Here is a 24,715-nt window from a genome sequence, read left to right as displayed (position 1 = left end):
CAACCTATTTGGCAGAGTGGTATTGTTTAATTTCTTCAAATATCATTTTAACCTTAGCAGTTGAATGACTATTTGCTCTGTTAGTATTTGATTCGTGATAACCTATTGTACCGTCAGAAACCACATTAGATTTATTTTTGTGACCTTTAGGCAATGCAATTGAAGCCCACTCTTTAGAGGCATCAATCATGGCCATTTCAACTGTGGAGCTTCCATTTGAAATTAGATTGTAAATTGCAGATCTTCCTCTCAATAAATGCTCTTTAAATACTCTTTCTTGCATATCTGCATCGTAAAGTTCATCACCAGTAAGATTCATTCTCGATTTTGCTGCAGATAATGTTGAAGGTATTGTTTGATATTTCCCAGTTGCAAACCGGCGTCGTTCATCTTGCCAAGTATATTTGGTTGAAGCATCCAATAGCTGATTAATTGTTTTTCCTGTTATTGTCCCAGGCAAATCATTCATTTTTCCAAACTTTACTCTTTTATTTTCAGGTGCACCCGCATTCCATGCTTCATAACTCCCCTCACCACTTGCTATAGCATCGCCCAATTCAATCACTAATTGATCAATAGTTTTGTCTGTAATTTTAGAGAGTTGTGTAGAAGTTGCAGTAAAACCTGCACAACTTAATAATGAGTTCAAGTTTAGCGATTTTGCTATATCAACTATTGAACCACCATTCAATTCAGTTACCGTTTTTTTAAAAAACTCATCTTCAAAATATATGTTTGATAACCTAGTAATATCAAAATGTACCCATGTTTGTGCTCCTGAAGAACCATCATTAAATACTTTAGGTTCTAAGTAAATTTTATTGCTAGCTCTCCGTTCAGTGGCATCCATTTTTACCGCCATAATATTCTTACGTATAAATTCCATATCCGCCAAATCACGGGTTCGAACTCCGTTTTTATTGATATGCAAATCTAGTGCTAAACCCATATGATTAACACTAGTCCTGCTTTTTTTCTTATTATTTTCAATGCACCTATATCCAGATTCAATATAAGCAATTTCTAAGTTTTTAGTTTTAAATTCATTTTTTAAATAGAAATTCAAAGCTTTCACAATCCAGATAAGTGATCTATGTAACCCAGGATATTCGTTAGCAATATTACTTCCAGATTTAATACCTCTTCTATTATTACCATAACCCGAACAACTACCACATGGGCATGAAGCTTTGTTCATAAAACTACTTACTGGATATTCATAGTAAAACTTATCAAGTGCCGCTAAAACACTTCCACAAATTTTGCCCGTTTCAGGAACGCCCATATAATCTTTTTGGAATTGTCTAATACATTTGGCAGTTAACTCAGTGAATTCATCGCTTGGTAAAGCCCCGCCAAAACCAGCTAAACGAATATTGATTTCTTGTATTAATTCACTCTTTCCACTTGAAATACATTGAGGATCAGTTTTACACATATTGGGGGCTGATGTTTTTGGGGTCCCACTTTCTTGACTTCTATCCTCTACCGTCAAAATTTTGACAGCTGAATCTACCGTTTCAGTAATAGCCTTCTTTCCATCTTCGTAAACTTTGTTCAGCCACTCTTTTGCCTCATTCGTTAAGCCACTAAAGCCGTCGTTTCTTTCGGTAGTCGATGTGCTTGTTTGTTGCTTTTTTGGAGAAGGTTTAGATTGCGTTATGGGTTTGGGTTTATCTTGAATACTCCTATCACCTGTAGCTGGTATATTAACAGGCAGCTTTAAAATTTGCCCAATATTTAGTCTATCTGGATTCTTTAACTGATTTAATCTTTCCAATGCTCTAACAGTAGTTCCATTTGCTTTAGCAATTGCAGTTAGCGTCTCACCTTTTCGTACTACATGAGTTTTTCTTCTATATACACCAGCAGCACCTTGATTATTGAGTGTTTTCAAATCCAATAGCACTTTGGGACTTGCGATAGTGACCAGCATACGATCTTTTGACATCACAAAACTTTTAACATTCAGCATCATTCCATTAAACATACTTTTGATATATACATCTAAGCTAGTGCCTTTATCTCTACTAATCTCAACAATACAACCAGCCGAATTTGTTGCTCCCGCAGCTATTAGTTGACCTGTTTTTGTATTTTTAACCTGATATTGAACTTTAGAAATAGGATTCCCAAATATATCTACTAGTTTAATAGTTACTAATGATTTCCTAGAGTTTGTCATAACTTAGACCGTATATTATTTATTATTATCTTTAAAATTTAGGGTTGCTCTATTTGAACTACCTAAAAAATCTTCTTCATCAAAGCCATCTATTGTTATTCCCCATTCTTCATCAGGGCCAATAAGAACTTGTATTTTTGAGGGATCTGCTGTGTTTATCTTGCCAGTTCGACCGTGCTCATCAATTTGACCTGAAACAAAAGAATTGGTGTCTGGTATAAATGCTTTATAACTCAGTTTACTAAAATCACTTTCCCAAAATAAATCATAAATGTCTAACTTATTGCTGAATAAAGGTGTATTTGGTAATTGCGGAAACTCATAAGAAATATTGGCTCCACCCGTAAACAAATGTTGCCCTGCCTTACTCTCAAATTTTCCACCCGTCGTGCTAAATACTCCACTAGCATTAATCTTGAGTTGCGAGCCACCTGCGGTCAGTACAATTTCTTTAGGGCTGGTAATTTCAATTTTATCTTCGGTTGAAATAAGCTTAATCACCTTACGTGCAATTGCTTCAATCGCATCATCTTGCGCTTGTAATTCAACTTTACCCTTAGCTGCGAACGCTCGAAATCCTTTCTGTGCAGCAAACAAACTGATCTTGTCTTGAGCATGCCCCACAATGTTTTTTTGCGCACTTAAATTAATTGAACCCTGTGCACTCTCCGCAATATCTTGTGATGCTTGAAGAATAATGTCCTCAGGCGTTGTTAATGCAATCCCATTCGGTGAAGCCAAAAGCATGAGTGCCTGTCTAAATAAACGTCCTTGCTCTTGTTTTTTTTGATCAGAACTATTTTCTAATCCTTGAGTATATCCCTCCATAAAACCTGTCAGTGTGCTTAAGGCTTTTACTGGATTAATATCATCTTTTTTGTTTGCACCACCAAAACTAGTGCATAACACCAGTTGATCTTCCACATTCAAGTCAACGCTCGAAATTGCTTTACTCACATCTTGAAGTGCTTGAAATGGGTTATCTTTAATCCCATTTTTAATACTTTCAAATTTCCTCTTTATCGCCTCAGAACCATATTCTTGTACGTTATCAATAAATTCCTTGAGATTATCAACCGCTTCTTGAGCATGCTCAAAGTAACTATTAAACTCATCTACAATACCAGCAGCATTACCACCTAAAGTACCAATATCCTTAATAAAGCCACCACAATCTTTCAATGCATTTACTGGATCCTTCGCTATTCCCTCTTTAAATAAACTCACTGTAGACTGCAAAGCTTGAGCACTACTTTTGATTTCTAATGATTGAATAAATTTAGGTAATCTACTAATTACATTTAATGCATCCGATTGTTGTTTTACTGCAATCTCACTGAGCATTTTCATACTCTGCTCACTCTGACTCAACAGAGATTGAGCCTGTGTAGCTTCAAGATGATCAGCAATTGCTTTTTCTTGTGCATAAGTCGTAATGAGCATTCCTTTCCCTGCACGAACAGCACCATAGGCATCAGTTCTCAGCTCAAATCCTTCTCCACGTCCATCACTTTTTTCCTTATCCTTAGGATGACTCAAATTACCCAAATTCAATTGAGTTGCCGCATGACTACTTTGCAACTGAGTACTAATTTGTCCTGTCGTATCATCAAATCGGAGTTGGTTAAATCCAGAACCACCAACTTCTGCCGTGCGAATTCCACTGAGTTTTTTTGTATCAGGTAACTGCCCCTTAACATCAAACATGGTTTGATGACGTTCAGCCTCATGTAAACGCCCAACAACGAAAGGTCGATCAACATTTCCATCAAAGAAGTCAATGACTACAATTTCACCTATACGTGGATGGAATCTTGATCCATAACCCTCCCCAGCCCAAGAGGTTAAAACATCAACCCATGCAGAGTCTGTATCATTATCATTCGCCCCTGCCCCACCATCATGTTGATGGTCATCATTACGTGTAAATACGAAGCGAACCTTAATACGTCCCCATTGATCCACATAGATCGTTTCACCTTCAGGTCCAACCACTTTTGCCCGTTGAGGATAAGCAACTGGACGATGTTTCAATGGATCATATTCTGGAACAATAGGTATAGCTCGGCGCACTAAACTCAGTTCTGTAGATAAACGCTCATCTGTTTTTGTCTTTTTCCAACGACTTAAATCAATTAATGTTTCAATTTGATTATTTAAATCTTTAGGTAAATTATTTTGATTAAAAAAATGTTTTCCTAAAATAATAAATTGGCGATCTGCCCCTTGATGTTGATCTATTTCTGGATGACCCATAAATTCAAACCAATACCCAACATTGGCATCTCGAACGCTACTCACCGCAGTAAAGTATTTAGCCTGCAAATCTTGGTATTGATTGAGTTGTGTATTCAGTTTTTGCAGTTGTGAATTGTTTGATGGAGTGGCTTGATCTTCACCTTTTAAATCAGCAATCCAAGCAGGACTCACAGTCCATGCTTGTTCTAGACTTAAGGTTTCATTGTCCAACTGGTCACTATGTTGATGAGCACTGAGTTGATAATCATCTTGATCTTGCGCAAGTATATCGCCCTGCCAACGTTGTACCTGAATTGCTGTAGATTGTATTGAGCGTTGAGCAATAAAGCTGGTAATCGTATCAAAACGTTCTGTTGCATGACTGCGATGGAATCTGAGCGTGCGTCGATCTAAAGGCTCGTACTGACTATTTTCATCTATTAGCCTTAATTTTTGTGATTGAATTTCTTTCACTGAGAATGGCACAGTTTGATCTGTCTCATCAATCAACCAATTAATGCCTTCACTCCGCCATAAGCGTGTTAGAAAATCATAGTCTGATTCGTTGGCTTGCATCACAAATGGACGTATATCATATGATGCTTTTAAACCCGCCGTTGACAGACTCAAAGCGGCACTAAATAACACGCTTTTCGTCTGCCACTCTTTAAAAATAATCTCAGTGATATCAACCACGGATTTGTTCATAAATACGCGACTGTTACGGCGTTTGTGCCAAAGTGAAGTTGCATCTTCAACAGTCAACTTATATAAGGTCAATGCTCCATCACTTTGACCTTGGCTCACCCCTGTCACAATCCCAGTAGTCCGAGCTAATTTTCCAAGATCCGTAACTTGATCGACAGCCACTAAACAACCAATGAATTGCTTAAGTTGTAAATGCGCATTCGTCGATAAGCATAATACTTCAGCTTTTAAGCCTTGATTAATAAAGTGTTGACCCTGAATTCGTTGAATGAAAACTTGGCTATCTAATATTGGATTAGAAAATTTAATATGTAAGACGCGCTTTTGCGGGCTAAGACCCAAGCCTTCTATAATTGAATTGATATTATTGAGCATAGAATGATTAAAGCTATTATTATGATTTTTGAAAATTGTAGCGTATTCCGCTCAATCTTGCTTTTAAATATTGTAATTATTCTAAACAAAAAATAGGAACCAACGCATTGATTCCTATTTATTTCCAATGAATTTATATTGAAAATTCAAGTTTTTTTAAAATGGAATTCGCTTATAACGGCGATATTCAGGCTTCCAGAAATTATCTTCAATACTTTTTTCGATCAGCTCATCACTCAATGGCAAAGCAACACCATCCTCAATTGCCGCTTTTGCAACCTTAAACGCGATGATTCGGGAGACTTTCTGCAAATCATTAAGATCAGGAAGTAAGTCGTCGTCAGGGTTTTGCAATTTTGGAGAGCAATCTGCTAACGCCATACTTGATGCCATCAGCATATTGTCTGTAACACGCGTTGCCTGCACAGCAATCACCCCTAAGCCAATCCCTGGGAAAATATAAGAGTTATTACACTGAGAAATATTGTGTAGCTTATCTTGATAATTAACAGGCATAAATGGACTACCAGTTGCAATCAAAGCGCGACCGTCCGTCCACTGAATAATATCTGCTGGTACAGCTTCTACACGCGACGTTGGATTCGACAATGGTAATACAATAGGATGCTCGCAATTGGATGCCATAGTTCGAATAATTTCTTCAGTGAATAAACCCGGTTGTCCAGAGACACCAATTAACACAGTCGGGTGTGCATTTTTTACAACATCTAGCAATGAAATGATGCCTTCCGCATCAGCCCACGCGGATACATTTTCTGAACTTTGAACCAGTTTACGCTGAAAATCTAAAAGATTTGGTTGATTATCGGTCAATAACCCAAAACGATCGACCATATAAATTCGTGATCTTGCCTCAGCATCACTCAAACCTTCAGCCACCATTTGCGCAATGATTTGCTCAGCGATACCACAGCCCGCTGAACCAGCACCAAGGAATGCCACTTTCTGGTCACGTAATTGTTTTCCTGCAGCTCGACTTGCTGCGATTAAGCTACCGACTGCAACAGCAGCAGTGCCTTGAATATCATCATTAAAACAACAATATTGATTACGATATTTTTCCAGCAATGGCATTGCATTTTTTTGAGCAAAATCTTCAAATTGAATCAAAGCTTTTGGCCAACGGCGTTTAATCGCACGAAGTACGTCATCCACAAAGTCATAGTATTCATCGCCACTAATACGAGGCTGATTCCAACCTAAATAAATTGGATCATTTAGCAACTGTGCATTATTGGTTCCTACATCCAATGTAATGGGTAATGTATAAGCTGGGCTAATACCACCACATGCGGTATAGAGAGATAATTTTCCGATTGGAATTCCCATCCCACCAATCCCTTGGTCACCTAAACCAAGAATGCGTTCACCATCTGTGATTACAATGACTTTGACGTTGTTCTTATTCACATTTTGTAAAATATCGTCAATGTTGGCACGATCAGGATATGAAATAAATACACCACGATGACGGCGGTAAATATCAGAAAATCGTTGACAAGCCTCACCTACCGTTGGGGTATAAATAATCGGCATCATTTCTGATAAATGATTTTCTATGAGGTGATAAAACAAAGTCTCATTGGTGTCTTGTATATTTCTCAGATAAATATGCTTATTAATGTCGTCATGAAATGACGTAAATTGTTGATATGAACGTTGGTGTTGCTCTTCAATCGTTTCAATCACATGAGGCAGCAAACCGTTTAGATTAAAACTCGCTCGCTCCTCCTCAGTGAACGCAGAGCCTTTATTAAGAAGAGGTAGTTCAAGCAAAGTAAAACCAGCATAAGGGGTATAAAGAGGGTGTTTTACTTCAGTGTGTTCAGTTGTCATCTCTAATCTCATGGATCAGGCCTAAATTCAGACCTTTTTCATTTCATTTTTACCATTTATTTAAGAAATAGCTTAAGCCGAAATGAAGACAAATGTATATTTATAAAATTGATAATAATATTGGCAGTATTTTTAAATTTTATAACTTCAATCCATCATTCTATTGATAGAAAATTAGATAAAACTGTCACATTTCAAATGTATTATTCATGTTTATTAACTTTTTTTTGCAAACTAATCTGAACGATTCAGCTAATATCGGATTCAATCGTATTTTTACTTCATTATTAGATCCACATGAAAATTACAGCTAAAATTGCCATTTTGCCATTAACTATTATTTCACTGCTAAATGTAACGGGTTGCCAAACCATCACTGACACGACCTCAAAGGTCGGTGATAAAGCACTTTCAATGGTGGGTTTAGCACGCGCCGATAAGACCCCTGAAATTGATAAAAAAGGCATTGTCGATATTAGTAAAACAACACTCGAGCAAATTGAGAAACTTAAACAAAATATGCCGATTGGTCAGTGGGTATATATCGAAAATGACCTTCAAGGAATTTATGACTTACAAAACAAAGCAGTTGATGGTCACATGCTGTTCCTGCGCTTAAATTGTAAGAATAGTGTCCAAAAACCAAGTCTCAGCATACAAAATGCGGAAGGATCAGAAATTTTAAATAGTCTTCAGCCTGAAGTTGGAACGATCCAAGTACTACTCGACAATAAGAATTACGGAAATCCTTTTAGTTTGGCGAATCAAAAAAAATTAGCGACATTTCAAACTGCTGCTCAAAAGGCCAAAACCATTAAAATCTTCCATGCATCTAAGTTATACACTTTCCAAAATGGTAAAGCAGAATTACTAAATAAGCCTGTCACGTGTATGGCTTAATTTCGAGTCATAAAATTGCCTGATTTCTATTTAAATTCACATTAAATGAGATAAAGACAATCAGGCTCAATTCAATCATCGATATGCATTAGATGTAAAAGATTAATTTCATCATCGTTAATTCTGCAAATAGCGCATAGTGATTAAAAAAACTGATTTTATTATTTTTTATGTCGGATAAGTTTTATTCAACGCAAATCTGCTTCGCTAATGAGCGCTAAATTTGCTATATTTGTCGTTTTTCTGCGACATTAATTTTTCGATAAATTATGAATACGGCAATACAAGCAGCTCTCGATCATGCAGTGCAATCTCTTCAAGCTGAAGGGGTCCTCCCATCTGACTTTAACAACAGCGGAAACTTAACGCGAACCAAAGACCGAAGCCATGGTGACTTCGCTTCGAATATCGCAATGATCGCGTCTAAAGCTGCAGGTATGAAGCCTCGTGATTTAGCAGAAAAAATTCTTGCTGCACTGCCAGAAGTTGCGGATATCAGTAAAGCGGAAATCGCTGGTCCTGGTTTTATCAACTTTTTCTTGAATGCAGACCAACGTTTTGCTGTTCTTGATGCTATTCAGGCACAAGCTAATGATTTTGGTCGTACACAAGTAAATGCTACGAAAAAAATCCAAGTTGAGTTTGTCTCTGCGAACCCGACATCAAGCTTACATGTGGGTCACGGTCGTGGCGCAGCATATGGCATGACGGTTGCGAATTTACTTGAAGCAACTGGTGCTACAGTGGATCGTGAATACTATGTGAATGACGCTGGTCGTCAAATGGATATTTTAGCGACGTCTACTTATCTACGTTACCTTGAGTTAACTGGTCAAACATTAGTATTCCCTAAAAATGCTTACCAAGGCAACTATGTCAAAGAAATCGCACAAAGCATTATTGATCAAGACGGCGATGTATATGTTCGCCCTGTAGCTGATGTTTATAAAGATGTGCCAGAAGATGTGCAGTATGCTGAAGAACTTGATGCCGAAGGTAACAAGGTTGTAATTTCTGGCGATAAAGAAAAACACATTGATGGTCTAATTTTTAACTCGCAGACGTTAATAGGTGAAGGTTATCGCGTTTTTCATCAAGCTGCGTTAAAAGCAATTCTTGATGATATCAAAGATGATCTTGGTGAATTTGGTGTGACTTTCAACCAATGGTTCAGTGAAGCATCATTGACTGAAAAAATTGAAGAAGCATTACAAACACTTGATCAACGCGGCTTCCTCTATGAGAAAGATGGCAACATTTGGTTCAAATCAACAGAATTTGGTGATGAAAAAGACCGTGTTGTAAAACGTCGTAATGGTCAAACCACTTACTTCGCATCTGACATTGCTTACCATCTGAATAAACTTCAACGTGGTTATACTGACATTATTGATATTTGGGGTTCAGACCACCACGGTTATATCGCACGAGTAAAAGCAGCAATTGATGCGATGGGATATGACTCGAAAAAACTGACTGTGTTATTAGTACAATTCGTCAGCCTATGGCGCGGTGGTGAGATGGTTCAAATGTCATCTCGTTCAGGTCAATTTGTCACATTGCGTGATCTACGTAAAGAAGTCGGCAACGACGCTGCTCGCTTCTACTATGTCATGCGTAAGTCTGAACAGCACATCGACTTTGATCTAGATCTCGCGGTTTCTCAAAGTAAAGACAATGCGGTGTATTACATTCAATATGCCCATGCACGTATTTGTCGTATGCTAGAAAAAGCAAGCAGCTTGAACATCAACTTCGATGCGACCACTGCGCGTGGTTTTGCCGCAAAGCTTGAATTAGAAGCTGAAACTGAAATCTTAGCAAAACTTGCAGCATACCCTGAAATTCTTGCACGTGCTGCAAACAGCCATGAACCGCATCAAGTAGGTAACTACTTAAAAGAACTTGCAGCATTGTTCCATGCTTGGTACAACGAAAATAAAGTACTCGGTGATGATGCTGATCTGACCCAAGCACGTTTGTTGTTATCGGTAAATGTTCGTCAAGTCTTGAAAAATGGTTTAGAGCTTTTAGGCGTTTCTGCACCTGAAAGCATGTAAGTCATCGAAGGTGAATCTTTTTAAAAGATTCACCTCTTTAGACTTTTATTATTGAAAAAAATGAGATAAAAACTCCATGTGATGGTAATCCAATTTTCCATTGCATGATCTTAAAATAAGAGAGGTTTCCAAGTGTTTGGAAAAACGCAGCGTGGTGTATCAGAAAGACCTAACAAACCTAAACAACCATTAATACCAAAATGGTTAGGTATGCTTGTTCTGATTTTAATTGTACTGAGTTTTGCCGTAGCCTTAATGCTATGGAAACCGTGGGCGCCAGTCCAACCAAAAAGCAATGATATTCAATCTGAACATTATCAAGAAGATACGAATAAAGATTATCGCTTCTACGATTTATTGCCTCAACAACAAGTGACTCCAATCCCCGATCAAGCTGTACCTGAAAATCAGCAAGTGAACACCGCACCTGTCATCGTGGAAGCACCTGTGGTTGCTGATGCTACAACGACAGAGGGTGAGCTGATTGAAAATGCAGAACCTCAACCCGTAGCGAGTAGCTACCTTTTACAAGTCAGAAGTTATCCAGATCCAGATAGTGCTGATGCACGTCGTGCTGAAATTATTCTCAACGGCTTATCTGCAGATGTCATTAAAACCACGGAAGGCGGTCAAACCTGGTATCGGGTTGTCTCTGGACCTTATGACTCTCAAGAAGCAGCTGTTATCGCTCAGCAAACCCTACAACACAGCGGTATTGATTCAATCGTTGTAAAACGATAATCATAAAAAAGGATGCGATTAGCATCCTTTTTTAGTCTAGAGCAAACCTAAAATTTTGCTAAGTAGCGTTGGATAAAAGAAATACACTCTGACGCATAAACTTTAGCTAAATCATGTTGTCCGTTCGGGATCACATTCAGCTCTGAATACTTAAAAGCGTGATTTAAATACTCACCTACTGCGACAGGACTAATGTCATCATCTCCGCCCCAGATTAATAGTACAGGACATTCAATTTCAGCAAGCCGTTCATCTAATTTGGTTTCATCATCAATAAACCAGTGCGGCACTTCATATTCATTTTGATATTCTGCACGCCAATCTTTAACATGAAATGGTGTTAAATCAACGCCACCTGACGTAGCGACCAACACCAAACCTTGAATCAATTTTGGATACCTCAACGCCGCTTGAACAGCAATGACCCCACCCATAGATTGAGCGATCAGAATACTTGGGCGCTGAAGATGATCAAATACATAATCTTGTAAATCTGACATTGAATTTACATGTGGATGATCAGGATATTCACCAAAACTGGGATAAGCAATGATGTGCGTGTCGTACTCAGATTCAAAATGTGATTGAACAGGTTTCCAAAATGCAGTACTGCCAGATGCTCCGGGCAGGAAGATTAATTTCACTGCCTGATCTGCCATCTTAATCACCACCCTTGATAACCGCTCGCTGATAAGCAGGTCTTTGTTTTATGCGTTTTACATAGGCATGAATGTTCGGATATTTTCCATTTAAGCGTTCATCAATCGCGATCAAGGGAAAACTCATTTGGATATCTGCAAATGAAAACTGAGATGTAAAAAATTCATGTTGCGCCAAATGCTGTTCTAAAAATTCAATATGTTCAGCGAGACGCGGTTGTATAAATCCATCAGTCACCCCATCAATAATTTTATTGGCAATTGGTCGAATCACAAAAGGTACTTTAGGAGGTACAAACGAGAGAACTAAGGTCATCACTAAAAGTGGCATTAATGAACCTTCAGCATAATGCATCCAATACTGATATTGTGTTAAATCAGGCTGTGACTGGGGTTTAAATTGATGCTGGGTATCATAGCGATCAGCCAGATAGTCTAAAATCACCGCAGATTCTGCGATCACTAAATTTTCATCAGTAATCACTGGTGATTTCCCCAAAGGATGAACCTTCTTCAATTCTGGTGGAGCGGCGTAAGTTGGCAATCTTTTATAATGTTGAATTTGGTATTCAGCACCCAACTCTTCTAGCGCCCAAATAATTCTTGAAGAACGTGATTTTTCTAAATGATGTAATGTCAGCATAAGACCACCTAATTTTATTTCTCTCTATATAGCCATTTTGAATAAAAAAAAGACATCCTGCTTTACACAAAATGTCTTCTTTTTAGCTGTAAATTACAAAAATACAGAATGTTGATGCCTATTAAGTTGTCTATATTTAAACAATTGTTGTTTTAATTTCGACGCTTCTGAGCAATGTTTTAGTGACGGGTGTTTTTTGGCACACATTTAAAACTTTTTCTTGTAGTGCTTCATCCAAGTTAGTTTTAAAACTTAAACGACGCTCAATCCATTCCTGCCCTTCTTTATTGGCTTTAAAATCTGCCTCAACACTAAATTCGCCTAAATCCAGTCCTTTATGCTCTGCATACATCCGTAATGTGATCATTGTGCAGGAAATTAATCCTGAACAAATAAAATCATACGGTGCAGGCCCACGATCTAAACCTTGGAATGATTCAGGTTTATCGGTGAGAAATGTGTGCTGACCAGATTGAATTTCACCACCCCATTTTTCAGGTAGTGTGGTGACCTTTGCATTTGCGATTGTTGCCATTTTATTTTCCTTCTTTGTCTTATTATTTAGATGCACGCATGCTATCAGGCAATATCGGAGCTTTCAAACGCTCGCCTTGGTATGATGGAATTGACCCAAAACGTGGATCTTCTGCTATCCATTGATCACGTGCAATTTTGATTTCTTCTTGCGTACGTCCAACGAAATTCCACCATAATAAAATTGGCGACTCAAATGGCTCACCGCCCAAAAGCAGTACACGACTCTTGTCATGGATTTCTACTTCCACATATTCTAGCCCTGGCTCTAAAATCACCATATTGTCTTCATCTAAATGATGACCATTAATAGTTGCTATACCTTCAAGCGCCATGAATCCATATTCATACTTTGGATTTAAAGGTAAACGTGCCTTTGTGGCTGCTTGCGCAAATAAATCAACACCTAAAAGCTCAGTATGTACTTTGACTGGTGATACTGTATTTAGATACTCACCGACCAATACCGTAAATTCGATACCTGACTGATTAACCACGGGTAATTCAGGATAGTGATTAAAAGCTGGATCGATGGTAAGTTTGTCATCAGGCAATGCAATCCAAAGTTGGGCAGCATGCATTTTTGTTTCATTCGCTGGCGCGACTTCAGTATGTGAAATACCTCGACCTGCTGTCATGAGATTGACTTGCTTGGGCTGAATCAGCTGATCTGTTGTCCCTAAGCTGTCGCTATGCAACATGGTCCCTTCAATCATCCAAGTAAAGGTTTGAAGACCAATATGTGGATGTGGACCAACATCTAAACCTTGTCCAGCTTCAAATGTCACAGGACCTGCATGATCTAAGAAGCACCATGCGCCAATCATACGCTTATGGCGACTTGGTAAAGCGCGTTTGATCACTGTTCCTTGACCGATTTCTGCACGGCGCAGTGGAAATTCCTGAATAAATTGGTTGGCGTGCTTTTCACAGTCTTCTGAATGAGACAATTCGGTATAAGTATTATTGGTCATGTTGTTATCCTAAAAGTTTGGCAAATGGCTATCTTTGTTATAGATATTAACAAGGTCATGCAAATTGAACCACCTTAGACTTAATACGCTGAATACTATAGGTAGGACAATTAGAGTTTTGTATGTATTAAAAATAGAATGCTTGCCTGCCCTTGATTTAATAGTTTTGGAAATAACTGTGATAAAGGATACTCATGCTCTAACGTATAAATAATTTTATCCAATCTAAATTGATCTGCTGTTAGATCAACTATATATATCTACTGCGTACATTTAAAAGCCAAGCAGACTTTCTGTTTCCTTTATATTTTTTCCTAAAATATATTGGAATTCACCATATCCTTTTGATTCTAAGTAAGTAGCAATCAAATTGCTTGCATTGCCACAACAAGAGTTTGGGGAATTTCTTAAAACAACGTTATTTGGGCTAATGACTTCCTATGCTTTACGTATTTTGACTATTCCTTCAAACATAGAATTCTTCTAAATTAAATTTTAGATAATAAATAGAAAGGACGCCTAAGCGTCCTTTCTATTGGGACATGTCTTGATTCAGATACTGCCGCGCACGCAGCGCTTGGAGTAATTCAAGCGGATAGCCATGCTGTCCGAAATCCCTCACTGCCGCTGGGACAGCCCTTGGCGTAATCTAGGCAAGAAACGTTGTTTCTTGAAAGCCCTAAATTACTCCCATTCAATCGTAGCAGGTGGTTTAGACGATACGTCATAAACAACACGAGAAACTTCTGCAATCTCGTTCATGATACGAGTAGAGATTTTATCAACAAGATCATAAGGGAGGTGTGCGAAACGAGCCGTCATAAAGTCAACTGTTTCAACCGCACGAAGTGCAATCACCCATGCATAACGACGACCATCACCGACTACACCCACAGATTTTACTGGTTGGAATACAGCGAATGCTTGTGCAGTTTTGTCATACCAACCACTTGCACGAAGTTCTTGCATGAAGATGTCATCGGCTAAACGAAGAATGTCAGCATACTCTTTCTTCACTTCACCCAAGATACGAACACCAAGACCTGGTCCTGGGAATGGGTGACGATAAAGCATCTCAAATGGTAAACCTAAAGTCGTACCCAAACGGCGTACTTCATCTTTAAATAAATCACGAATTGGCTCAACCAATTCAAAAGCGAGATCTTCCGGTAAACCACCCACGTTATGGTGTGATTTAATCACATGCGCTTTACCTTGTTTGCTTGCAGCAGATTCAATCACATCAGGATAAATCGTACCTTGCGCAAGGAAGTTCACGCCATCAAGCTTACGTGCTTCTTCAGCAAATACTTCGATGAACTCACGACCAATGATTTTACGTTTTGCTTCAGGATCAACTTCACCTGCCAAAGCATCAAGGAAACGTTGTTCAGCATCAGCACGAATCACACGGATACCCATGTTTTTCGCAAACATTTCCATCACTTGATCCCCTTCATTTAAACGAAGAAGACCATTGTCAACGAATACACATGTCAATTGATCGCCAATTGCTTTGTGAAGCAATGCAGCCACAACAGATGAATCTACACCACCTGAAAGTCCAAGAAGAACCTTCTGATCACCAATCTGTTCACGTAATTGTTCAACACGTAAATCAATGATGTTTTCAGAATTCCATAGGCTACGGCAACCACAGATCTTTTGTACAAAGTTCTCAAGTAACTCTTTACCTTTAGCAGTATGTGTTACTTCAGGGTGGAACTGGATACCGTAGAAACGACGAGATTCGTCAGACACCATTGCCACTGGGCAACTTGGTGTACTTGCAGTAATTTGGAAACCTTCTGGAATTTGAGTCACTTTATCGCCATGACTCATCCATACTTTCAATTTGTCTGCTGAATCTTCAAGATCGCCAATTAAAGCATCACGTACTTTAATATCGACTTCAGCATAGCCAAACTCATGAACTGTACCCGGTTCAACTTTACCGCCCAACTGAGCAGACATCGTTTGTAAACCGTAACAAATACCCAATACTGGTACGCCTAAGTTAAACACAACTTCTGGCGCACGTGGGCTGCCTTCAACGTGAACACTCTCAGGACCACCTGAAAGAATAATCCCTTTTGGATTAAATGCGCGGATGTCCTCTTCCGACATATCAAAAGCATACATTTCAGAATATACGCCTGATTCACGTACACGACGTGCGATCAATTGGCTATATTGAGAGCCGAAATCCAAAATCAGGATACGATCTTCGGTAATTTGAGTATTGGTAGTCATGATAACAACTATGAAAGGCTAACGAAGGATTAGCGCGCTATTCTATCATTTTTATTAAGCTTACGCACACTATTCAAATCTCTCTATATTTCAATACATTATTATTAAATATTGTCTTTTTATTCAACAATTTCAGTCGATTGCTTTGATCATACAAGCTTTGGCGTTACATTCAGATCACGATGCAGCAGGCGAATAATTCTCTGATTTCACCTGCATTGCGTATTCGTCATTTATTTTTCAAAACGCTGATCAACACTCCATTGACCTGCACCATGCAATACGAGAAAGATTAGACCACCCGCCATAGCAAAGTTTTTCATGAAATGTATCGAATCTTCAGGCGCACCATGAAAAAGAAATGCGGTAACTAAACTGAAACCAGCTAAAGCTACTGCGAATAATCGTGCTTGTACCCCAAATAACAGTGCTAAGCCTCCACCCAGTTCAACCAAAATGGTCATTGGCAATAATGCACCCGGCACACCCATCGCTTCCATATATCCAACTGTCGCGCTATAACCTGCGAGTTTGCCCCATCCCGCCACAATAAAGATATATGCTAAAAGGACACGTGCGACGAGGGTTAAAGTTGCATGCACTGTGGGTTGAGCAACAATTTTTTTAATCACTTGATTTGGATTAAACATTGGGTTGACCTATCTACGTTTTGTTTTTGGTAATGACCCTAGATTAGTAGCTTTTATTTTTAGGATAAATAATCAATATAAAGAATCAGCGTTGCATAATCAGAACAATAATTCACCTATAATTTAAATCAATTGACTACTGACATCAGCGCCGATGGCTGTTAGCATTTGAACACATTTTTGCTCAGTTCACCCCTCATGGATTTAATCGATTTTATTCTGCATGTAGACGATCATCTACTTGAATTTATTACCAATTATGGCATTTGGATTTACGGAATTTTATTCCTGATTATTTTCGTAGAAACGGGCTTGGTGGTCATGCCTTTTCTACCCGGGGACAGTTTACTGTTTGCAGCAGGTGCTTTAGCAGCCTCAACAGGTGCAATGGATCCGTGGCTCTTGGGCGTGTTGTTATTCACTGCGGCAGTATTGGGTGATACCTTAAATTATCATATTGGAAAATATATCGGACCACGTGTTTTTGAGATTGAATCTCGATTTATCAATAAAAAACATTTGGTTTATACGCAAAAATTCTTCGAAAAACACGGCGGTAAAACTATTATTTTTGCACGTTTTGTCCCATTCGCGCGTACATTTGCACCCTTCGTCGCTGGTGCAGGAAGCATGAACTACAAATACTTCATTACTTACAATGTCGTTGGTGCTTTCTTGTGGATTTCTTCGTTTATCACCTTGGGTTATTTGTTCGGTAATATGCCGATCGTGAAAGACAATTTCACCCATTTAATTTTCGGAATCATTATTCTAAGCGTATTGCCGGGGATCATTGGCTTTATTCGCCACAAGTTTTTCCCAAAGAAAAATCCCGAAATGATGTAATGATCTTAGGCTTCAAAAAGCAGATTCTCCACCAAGAATCTGCTTTTTTTATCACTACAAAATATTGAATGGCTTAGAAAAATCCAATAATGACAGGTAACATACTGAGCATAAGTAACATGGCAGAACCTTTGTATAAGCGATCTGCGCTGACCACCGTCTGATTCCCTGCCAAGACTTTACGACCAAAATACATCCAAAATAAAGCACATGGAATTAAACATAAGGTGAATACACCCAAAACTAAAAAATAGTTTTGAAAAGAATCCCAAGTCCATGCTGGAAAAATACCAACTGCAAACAAAATAGATTTTGGATTTTTCAGAGTCGATTTAAAAAGATGACTGCGACTCATTCGAATGTTTTTTTGGCTCAATTGCTTAAGGTGTGAAGCTTTCCATAAATGAAAAGCCATCCAAATCACATAAACTGCACTCACCAAATGTAAGATATGAATCAGCATTGGCCAAATTGGTAGGGTTAAATGCACCAACAGTGCCCAAATGCTAATGCCGTAGATATAACCCAGTAATTCAAGAGGTACGAAATAGAATGCTTTTAATACGCCATGGTGATGTGCTGCGCTAGCCAATAATGCATTGGTTGGACCGGGAATAAGTAATACCGCGAACACTGCAAAAATATAAAGCCAACTTTCTACCATAGATTAAAATCAGAGATTTAGAGGAGGCACACCTTAAACGAAAAACGAATTTAAAGACAAGTTTTTAAAGTGAAGGAATGATGAATGTCGCGTCTATTTTCAGTTAATAATTTTATAAAATATTGATTTTAATAAATTTACATTGAAACATTTTGCTAAAAAAAAGCTGCTCAAGCTCAGTTTGAACAGCCCTTTTAAATTACTGAGCTTGCTGTTGACGCTTAGGAACATAAGGACAATTTTTAAATGTTGCCGCTTGTGAGATCGCATCTTGCTCACCATATAATCGCGACAATTCAGTATTTTTGGTATTCGATGACTGTCCCATATTGACGGAAACTGAAGGACCAAAGCCCCAACCGCCACGGCCCCAGCCACCACCAACACCTAGACCAACGCCAACACCTGTACGTTTAGGCGGTTGTACACCATTATTGATATACTGCTGAATACGATTGAATTCAGCACCAAGTTGTACACAGTTCAATGCTTGATATTGCGTCGGAGAAACATAACTCGGTTTTACCGTCGTCGCACAAGCAGTCATCAATACAGCAACCGAACCGACTGCACTAAGTTGCATGACCATTTTCATCGCGCGTGAGTTCATACTCTTCTCAAATCTTATTTATTCTCGATTTCATTGAACAATGATTGGTAGGCCTGCGTCAATTTATGATCTGTATTTAAATAGATTAACGGCATATTTTTATGATGAGACTCTTTCATCAATACCGACGGTGGCAACATCGCATTGAGCACAGGTAGTTGTTCATCTCTGAGCTGCTGTACCACTTCACGAGGAAGTTTTGCTTGCGCTTGAAACTGGTTAACAATGATACCTTCAATTTCCAATCGATCATTATGATCATCTTGGGTTTCTATAATGTTTTCGATCAACGTGTTTAATGCCCGCTTAGAAAAGACATCACAATCGAATGGAATCAACACTCGGTCTGCTGCAATTAATGCCGACAAAGTAAAAAAATTAAATGCAGGCGGTGTATCGATATAGATCCGATCATAAGTCCCTGCTAGATGCTGAATCGCGTCACGTAGCTTATAGATTTTATGTTTGGATTCGAGGCTATGCTCTAAAGCACCAAGCGAGGGACTTGCAGGCAAAACATCGAGAGATGGGAATGGTGACTGATGTATATAGGCTTCTAAGCCTTTATTTTTATTTTTGAGTAAATTTCCAATGGCTTGACCAATCAAACCTTTGCTGGACTGATTCGCCAATACATCTTCGAAAAAATTTTCAATATTGGGTTCTAGTGCAGGTTTGTCGGCATTATAAGTCGCATCATCCCCCAATAGATACTGACTAGAATTGGCCTGAGGATCGAGGTCAATGACAAGCGTCTTAAAACCCTGATGTGCACTCAGTGCAGCCAAGTTTACTGTAATACTGGATTTACCAACGCCACCTTTTTGATTAAACACCACACGTGTACGCATCATTCCCTCTAGGCTCAATTCATTCTATGAATCAAGTTTAACCTAGAGGGGTGAGAGCCTAAGCGATTGTGTCTAACAATTAACCGAAAGTTGGCTTAATCATCACAATGCCGATAATGGCCATAAATGCGACACAACTAATCAATACCCCCGCACGACGTTGAATTAACAGTACAGACGCATCTTGGCGATATGCTTTAATTAATGAAGATAACATCACGATCACCAAGACCACTTTGGCATAGAACCAAGGTTGAACTTGAAAATTATTCAAAAACAATAAAATCAAGCCTGTCCCAATGACCAAAGTAAATGCCAAATGTTGAAGCGCAACATAAGCCTTACGTCCTTTCGGATTGGGTTGTTGATTTTCGACGCCAAAATATAAAGTTGTCGCACGTGCTAATACAGCAATGATCAACAAGAGCAAACTCGACATATGCACGATTTTAATGACTAAGTGTGTATCCATTGCAGCCACTCTCCTACTTTTAAAATTTAAGCTTTCGGTGCATGTGCACATTCAGGACTATTTGGCGCTTGACCAGTCCATTCAGTTGGCACATAAGCATGAATCGCCAAAGCATGAATCTTTCCTGGACTCAATAAGTCCCCCGCCAGCGCATATACTTTTTGATGGCGTTGAACTAAACGTAAGCCTTGAAACACTTCACTCACAACAGTGACTTTAAAATGCGATTCTTTACCAGGGAAATAGCCACCATGACCTGATGACTCATTCACCACTTCTAAGTGCACAGGAGACAATTGCTGTAAACGCTCAATTAATTGTTGCTCTAAAGTCATGCTTAAATTCCACTCGCATTCATTGGTTGCCAGCAGTATACCGTGAAGTTTTAGAATAAAAAGTAAATAAAACACACCGCCATTGGAGAGTTACGCTTTAATCTTGAGCTTAAGACCTATCAAAAATTAAGCGAAATACATTGAAATGCTTTAATTTTATTCAATCACACGATATTTTTTTATAAAGTTGTTGACCCTGATTTTTCATGCTGTATTATACACGGCATGCGGGAATAGCTCAGTTGGTAGAGCATAACCTTGCCAAGGTTGGGGTCGGGAGTTCGAGTCTCCTTTCCCGCTCAAAATTTTTTCATTCAGTTTTTTCACTTAAAAAATTGATAGACTCCGCGGGAATAGCTCAGTTGGTAGAGCATAACCTTGCCAAGGTTGGGGTCGGGAGTTCGAGTCTCCTTTCCCGCTCCAGATTCAAAAAAGCCCTGATCAATATCAGGGCTTTTTTATTATTAAATTTTTATAAATTCAATTTTTTACATCCAATAAAGTTTCACTACATTTTTTCCAAAAAAAATTCATCCACTTATGAGCGCTGCTTGATTTACAACCAACAATAAGCATCATAACGTAAATTAATTTACTGAATTTAATTGTAATTTTTCATCTCAACCCATGCCGTACTTACATAAAATCGCTATAATTTTCATCATCAATTTGCTCAATAGATTAGAACCTTAACATGGAAAAATTAACCTGTTTCAAAGCCTATGATATCCGCGGAAAATTGGGCACAGAACTCAATGAAGATATCGCATACCGTGTTGGACGTGCTTATGGCGAAATTTATCAACCTCAAAAAGTAGTGGTTGGATGTGATGTTCGCTTAACCAGTGAAGACCTAAAACAAGCTACCATTCGTGGTCTAAATGATGCCGGCATTGATGTTTTAGATTTAGGTATGACGGGGACTGAGGAAGTTTATTTCGGTGCATTCCATCTTGATGTGCAAGGCGGGATCGAAATAACAGCCAGCCATAACCCGATGGACTATAACGGCATGAAGCTTGTACGTGAAAATGCTCGTCCGATTGGTGCAGACTCGGGTTTAAAAGATATCCAACTTCTTGCTGAAAAAAATCAGTTCAAAGCAGTCGAAATCAAAGGTACAACTCAGCATTATAATATCTTGCCTGAATTTATTGATCATTTGATGACCTATATTGACCCTGCTAAAATCAAACCACTAAAACTCGTGGTCAATGCGGGGAATGGTGCAGCAGGTCATGTGATCGATGCGATCGAAGAAAAATTTAAAACCCTGAATATTCCAGTAGAATTTATCAAAATTCATCATGAAGCGGATGGCAACTTTCCAAATGGTATTCCCAACCCCATCTTAGTTGAAAACCGTGCAAGCACCTCCGATGCTGTACTTCAACATCAGGCTGACATGGGCATCGCGTGGGATGGTGACTTTGACCGTTGTTTCCTTTTTGATGAAAAAGGTCAATTCATTGAGGGGTATTACATTGTCGGTCTCTTAGCACAAGCATTTTTACTGAAACAAAAAGGCGAAAAAATTGTGCATGATCCGCGTTTGGTGTGGAATACCTTCGATATTGTTGAACAATATCAAGGTGAAGCTGTGCAATCGAAATCAGGCCACTCCTTCATTAAAGATAAAATGCGTGAACACAATGCAGTGTATGGTGGTGAAATGTCAGCGCATCACTACTTCCGTGATTTTGCCTATTGTGACAGTGGTATGATTCCGTGGTTATTAGCAATCTCAGTTGTCTCTGAAACGGCAAAACCACTCTCTGCTCTGGTTGAGGAAATGATTGAAAAGTTCCCTTGTTCTGGCGAGATTAACTTTAAAGTTGCCGATACAAAAGAAACCATTCAAAACATCTTTGATCATTTTGCTGACCAAAAACCCAAAATTGATGAAACGGATGGCGTCAGTCTGGATTTTGGTGCTTGGCGTTTAAATGTACGTGCTTCAAATACAGAGCCTTTACTCCGTTTAAATATTGAAAGCCGTAAAGACAAAAATCCAAAGCCGATGCAAGCTTATATCGATGAGCTCACTCAACTCATTCAGGCTTAAAACCGCATAAAAAATGGAGCGTTGTAACGCTCCATTTTTTTCATTTAATGGTAAACATCTGCTGAACCCTACTTTTCCAACCCATGAATATCACGATAGTGTCCACTAAAATTCAAGTGGACACCTATTATGGATTTAAAAAAGTTATAGACAGTATACCAACACTAAAAAAAGCCTCGTCGAACCTTCACAGCTAAATTTAAAAATCAGCTTATTCAGCAGTGCGAACAGCCAGATACATCCGTGGCCAAGGTGGCAACGCAGCATCAGGTCAATGCAAATCTAGCTCATAAAGGGATTCCCCAGTCCAAATAAATGGTCCCGGCTCTAAAAAGCTCACCTAGTCTTCAGAGCGACTTTCTTCCCATCATTCTTCACTCAACGCCAATCAGACAAGAAGTACCTCCACCACCTGTGCCGCTGAAGAAAGCTCTTGCTCATATCAGGACTCCACTGCATAAGTAACAATGTTCTGCAAGAGGTCAGATGATCGAGATCGACTGACCGGTGGAATCGGTAAAGGAATTACTGCCTTTTATTTTTAAGGGGGGATTACCGGTTAGATCCGTATGCCTATCTAAGTGATGTGCTGAAAAGATTGCTGACACATAAATCGACCCCAATAGAAAAATTACTGCTACATCGCTGGAGCCCCAAACCGAATTGAAAAATAGGGATAGGGTTCAGCGAATACTTACAGATTATCATGTTTTTTATTGTATGCATTCCAATTGCTAGTTGAAAAAGTCTCATGATTCTACGAATTAAGTTAACTTTTTCAACTAACTGCAAATATGTTGCTCTTGGGATTTGAATCTGAACAATGGATAAGCCTATATCTAAAAGTTTATAAATTAAGGCTTAGCCATAAGAAAGATTAATAATAGTATTATTCATCTCCCCCAAAAATATCTCGAGTATATACCTTATCTTTTACATCACTCAATTCACAAGATTGACGGTTTGCTATAATTACATCAGAAATATTCTTAAATCGATTTAAGTCATTAATGATTTTTGATTTAAAGAACTCTGAATCATTCAAATTTGGTTCATAAATAATGATTTCTACACCTTTTGCTTTGAGGCGCTTCATTACACCTTGAATAGCTGAAGCCCTAAAGTTATCTGAACCACTTTTCATCACCAAACGATAGATTCCTACTACAGATGGATTCTTTGCTAGAATAGAATCTGCGATAAAATCTTTGCGTGTCCGATTAGAATCAACAATTGCCTTAATTAAATTACTTGGGACCTGACTATAATTGGCTAATAATTGTTTAGTATCTTTTGGTAAGCAATATCCTCCATAACCAAAAGATGGATTATTATAATGACTACCGATACGATGATCCAAACAAACACCTTCAATAATCTGACGAGTATCTAGACCAAAACTTTGTGCATATGTATCCAATTCATTGAAATAAGCAACACGCATAGCTAAAAAAGTATTCGCAAAAAGCTTAATAGCCTCAGCCTCTGTTGAATATGTAAAAAGTATTGGAGTATCTTTTTTTATTGCTCCCTCGATCAATAAACTAGCAAAGAGCCTTGCCCTTTCTGATTTCTCGCCTACAATAATACGTGATGGATAAAGGTTATCATGTAAAGCTTTTCCTTCACGCAAAAATTCAGGTGAAAATATAATATTGTCAGTATTATATTTTTCTTTAGCTATCTTAGTAAATCCTACAGGAACAGTAGATTTAATAACCATTACAGCTTTAGGATTGATATTAAGAACATCACAAATTACACTTTCGACACTTTTTGTATTAAAGTAGTTAGTTGTAACATCATAGTCTGTTGGCGTAGCAATAATAACAAAATCAGCGTTTGCATAAGCTTCAAATTTATCCGTTGTTGCTCGAAAATTAAGAGGTTTCTCTTTTAAAAAATTAGATATATCGACATCCTGAATAGGTGACTTTTTACTATTCAACATTTCTACTTTACTTTCAACAATATCTAACGCAACAACTTGATGATTTTGTGAGAAAATCATTGCGTTTGAAAGACCAACATAACCTGTACCTGCAACTGCTATTTTCATATCATTCCACTTAAATTTTAACAATAATAAAATGCT

At 38.4% G+C, this 24,715-nt stretch carries 21 protein-coding genes and 2 tRNA genes; 8 read left to right on the top strand and 15 right to left on the bottom strand.

Annotation, left to right across the window (positions count from 1 at the left end; translation table 11 throughout):
- Window positions 1–4 precede the first annotated feature (4 nt).
- From AC1M83_RS11145 to AC1M83_RS11135, 3 genes are all read right to left on the bottom strand, one after another.
- The gene (locus AC1M83_RS11145; RefSeq protein ID WP_481590694.1) at window positions 5–2,185 is read right to left on the bottom strand and encodes a LysM peptidoglycan-binding domain-containing protein; all 2,181 of its coding nucleotides are present in this window, start codon (window positions 2,183–2,185) and stop codon (window positions 5–7) included.
- Window positions 2,186–2,200: 15 nt separating this feature from the next.
- Window positions 2,201–5,506, bottom strand: a complete 3,306-nt coding sequence (locus tag AC1M83_RS11140) for a type VI secretion system Vgr family protein (RefSeq protein ID WP_481590693.1) — start codon at window positions 5,504–5,506, stop codon at window positions 2,201–2,203.
- Between the two features lie 156 nt (window positions 5,507–5,662).
- Window positions 5,663–7,363 carry an NAD-dependent malic enzyme gene (locus tag AC1M83_RS11135; protein ID WP_035268988.1) on the bottom strand — a complete coding sequence of 567 codons (1,701 nt, stop codon included), beginning with the start codon at window positions 7,361–7,363 and terminating at the stop codon, window positions 5,663–5,665.
- A gap of 297 nt (window positions 7,364–7,660) precedes the next feature.
- On the opposite strand from AC1M83_RS11135, the gene AC1M83_RS11130 reads away from it, so the two are divergent.
- From AC1M83_RS11130 to AC1M83_RS11120, 3 genes are all read left to right on the top strand, one after another.
- Window positions 7,661–8,263: a hypothetical protein gene (locus tag AC1M83_RS11130; protein WP_180028962.1), complete on the top strand. Its 603-nt coding sequence runs from the start codon at window positions 7,661–7,663 to the stop codon at window positions 8,261–8,263.
- Between the two features lie 269 nt (window positions 8,264–8,532).
- Entirely contained in the window at window positions 8,533–10,323 is a 1,791-nt protein-coding gene (argS, locus tag AC1M83_RS11125; RefSeq protein WP_481590692.1) for an arginine--tRNA ligase, read from the top strand.
- Between the two features lie 132 nt (window positions 10,324–10,455).
- Complete coding sequence (locus AC1M83_RS11120; RefSeq protein WP_035268975.1) at window positions 10,456–11,064, top strand: SPOR domain-containing protein; 609 nt, start codon at window positions 10,456–10,458, stop codon at window positions 11,062–11,064.
- 47 nt (window positions 11,065–11,111) lie between these two features.
- Here the strand turns inward: AC1M83_RS11120 and AC1M83_RS11115 are convergent, their stop codons facing one another.
- From AC1M83_RS11115 to AC1M83_RS11090, 6 genes are all read right to left on the bottom strand, one after another.
- The gene (locus tag AC1M83_RS11115) at window positions 11,112–11,723 is read right to left on the bottom strand and encodes an alpha/beta fold hydrolase (RefSeq protein ID WP_218947423.1); all 612 of its coding nucleotides are present in this window, start codon (window positions 11,721–11,723) and stop codon (window positions 11,112–11,114) included.
- 1 nt (window position 11,724) lies between these two features.
- Window positions 11,725–12,366 (bottom strand): glutathione S-transferase family protein, encoded by a 642-nt coding sequence (locus tag AC1M83_RS11110; protein WP_481590691.1) that lies wholly within the window; start codon window positions 12,364–12,366, stop codon window positions 11,725–11,727.
- 136 nt (window positions 12,367–12,502) lie between these two features.
- On the bottom strand, window positions 12,503–12,901 hold the full coding sequence (locus AC1M83_RS11105; protein WP_179999970.1) for an OsmC family protein: 399 nt from the start codon (window positions 12,899–12,901) through the stop codon (window positions 12,503–12,505).
- 22 nt (window positions 12,902–12,923) lie between these two features.
- Window positions 12,924–13,874, bottom strand: a complete 951-nt coding sequence (locus tag AC1M83_RS11100; protein WP_481590690.1) for a pirin family protein — start codon at window positions 13,872–13,874, stop codon at window positions 12,924–12,926.
- A 684-nt stretch (window positions 13,875–14,558) separates the two neighbouring features.
- Entirely contained in the window at window positions 14,559–16,127 is a 1,569-nt protein-coding gene (gene guaA, locus AC1M83_RS11095) for a glutamine-hydrolyzing GMP synthase (RefSeq protein ID WP_092767916.1), read from the bottom strand.
- A 233-nt stretch (window positions 16,128–16,360) separates the two neighbouring features.
- On the bottom strand, window positions 16,361–16,777 hold the full coding sequence (locus AC1M83_RS11090) for a DoxX family protein (RefSeq protein ID WP_481590689.1): 417 nt from the start codon (window positions 16,775–16,777) through the stop codon (window positions 16,361–16,363).
- Window positions 16,778–16,975: 198 nt separating this feature from the next.
- On the opposite strand from AC1M83_RS11090, the gene AC1M83_RS11085 reads away from it, so the two are divergent.
- On the top strand, window positions 16,976–17,623 hold the full coding sequence (locus AC1M83_RS11085; protein ID WP_035268957.1) for a DedA family protein: 648 nt from the start codon (window positions 16,976–16,978) through the stop codon (window positions 17,621–17,623).
- A 73-nt stretch (window positions 17,624–17,696) separates the two neighbouring features.
- Here AC1M83_RS11085 and AC1M83_RS11080 read toward each other — a convergent pair whose 3' ends face one another.
- From AC1M83_RS11080 to AC1M83_RS11060, 5 genes are all read right to left on the bottom strand, one after another.
- Window positions 17,697–18,287 carry a LysE family translocator gene (locus tag AC1M83_RS11080; protein ID WP_092767920.1) on the bottom strand — a complete coding sequence of 197 codons (591 nt, stop codon included), beginning with the start codon at window positions 18,285–18,287 and terminating at the stop codon, window positions 17,697–17,699.
- Between the two features lie 199 nt (window positions 18,288–18,486).
- Window positions 18,487–18,876 carry a hypothetical protein gene (locus AC1M83_RS11075; protein WP_481590714.1) on the bottom strand — a complete coding sequence of 130 codons (390 nt, stop codon included), beginning with the start codon at window positions 18,874–18,876 and terminating at the stop codon, window positions 18,487–18,489.
- 35 nt (window positions 18,877–18,911) lie between these two features.
- On the bottom strand, window positions 18,912–19,748 hold the full coding sequence (locus AC1M83_RS11070; RefSeq protein WP_481590713.1) for a ParA family protein: 837 nt from the start codon (window positions 19,746–19,748) through the stop codon (window positions 18,912–18,914).
- 79 nt (window positions 19,749–19,827) lie between these two features.
- Complete coding sequence (locus AC1M83_RS11065) at window positions 19,828–20,220, bottom strand: SirB2 family protein (protein ID WP_180028969.1); 393 nt, start codon at window positions 20,218–20,220, stop codon at window positions 19,828–19,830.
- Window positions 20,221–20,246: 26 nt separating this feature from the next.
- On the bottom strand, window positions 20,247–20,555 hold the full coding sequence (locus AC1M83_RS11060) for a BolA family protein (protein ID WP_481590688.1): 309 nt from the start codon (window positions 20,553–20,555) through the stop codon (window positions 20,247–20,249).
- Window positions 20,556–20,782: 227 nt separating this feature from the next.
- Here AC1M83_RS11060 and AC1M83_RS11055 point away from each other — a divergent pair.
- The 4 genes from AC1M83_RS11055 to AC1M83_RS11040 all read left to right on the top strand — a co-directional run bounded on the left by AC1M83_RS11055 (window position 20,783) and on the right by AC1M83_RS11040 (window position 22,935).
- Window positions 20,783–20,855, top strand: a tRNA-Gly gene (locus AC1M83_RS11055).
- A gap of 47 nt (window positions 20,856–20,902) precedes the next feature.
- Window positions 20,903–20,978, top strand: a tRNA-Gly gene (locus tag AC1M83_RS11050).
- A 271-nt stretch (window positions 20,979–21,249) separates the two neighbouring features.
- Window positions 21,250–22,620 carry a phosphohexomutase domain-containing protein gene (locus AC1M83_RS11045; RefSeq protein ID WP_481590687.1) on the top strand — a complete coding sequence of 457 codons (1,371 nt, stop codon included), beginning with the start codon at window positions 21,250–21,252 and terminating at the stop codon, window positions 22,618–22,620.
- Window positions 22,621–22,833: 213 nt separating this feature from the next.
- Entirely contained in the window at window positions 22,834–22,935 is a 102-nt protein-coding gene (locus AC1M83_RS11040) for a hypothetical protein (RefSeq protein WP_481590712.1), read from the top strand.
- Between the two features lie 574 nt (window positions 22,936–23,509).
- On the opposite strand, the gene AC1M83_RS11035 is transcribed toward AC1M83_RS11040, so the two are convergent.
- The gene (locus AC1M83_RS11035; protein WP_481590686.1) at window positions 23,510–24,679 is read right to left on the bottom strand and encodes a nucleotide sugar dehydrogenase; all 1,170 of its coding nucleotides are present in this window, start codon (window positions 24,677–24,679) and stop codon (window positions 23,510–23,512) included.
- Between the last annotated feature and the right edge of the window lie 36 nt (window positions 24,680–24,715).

This window comes from Acinetobacter sp. 25-47-130, assembly GCF_056779705.1.
This window is presented reverse-complemented; position numbering and strand designations above follow the sequence as displayed.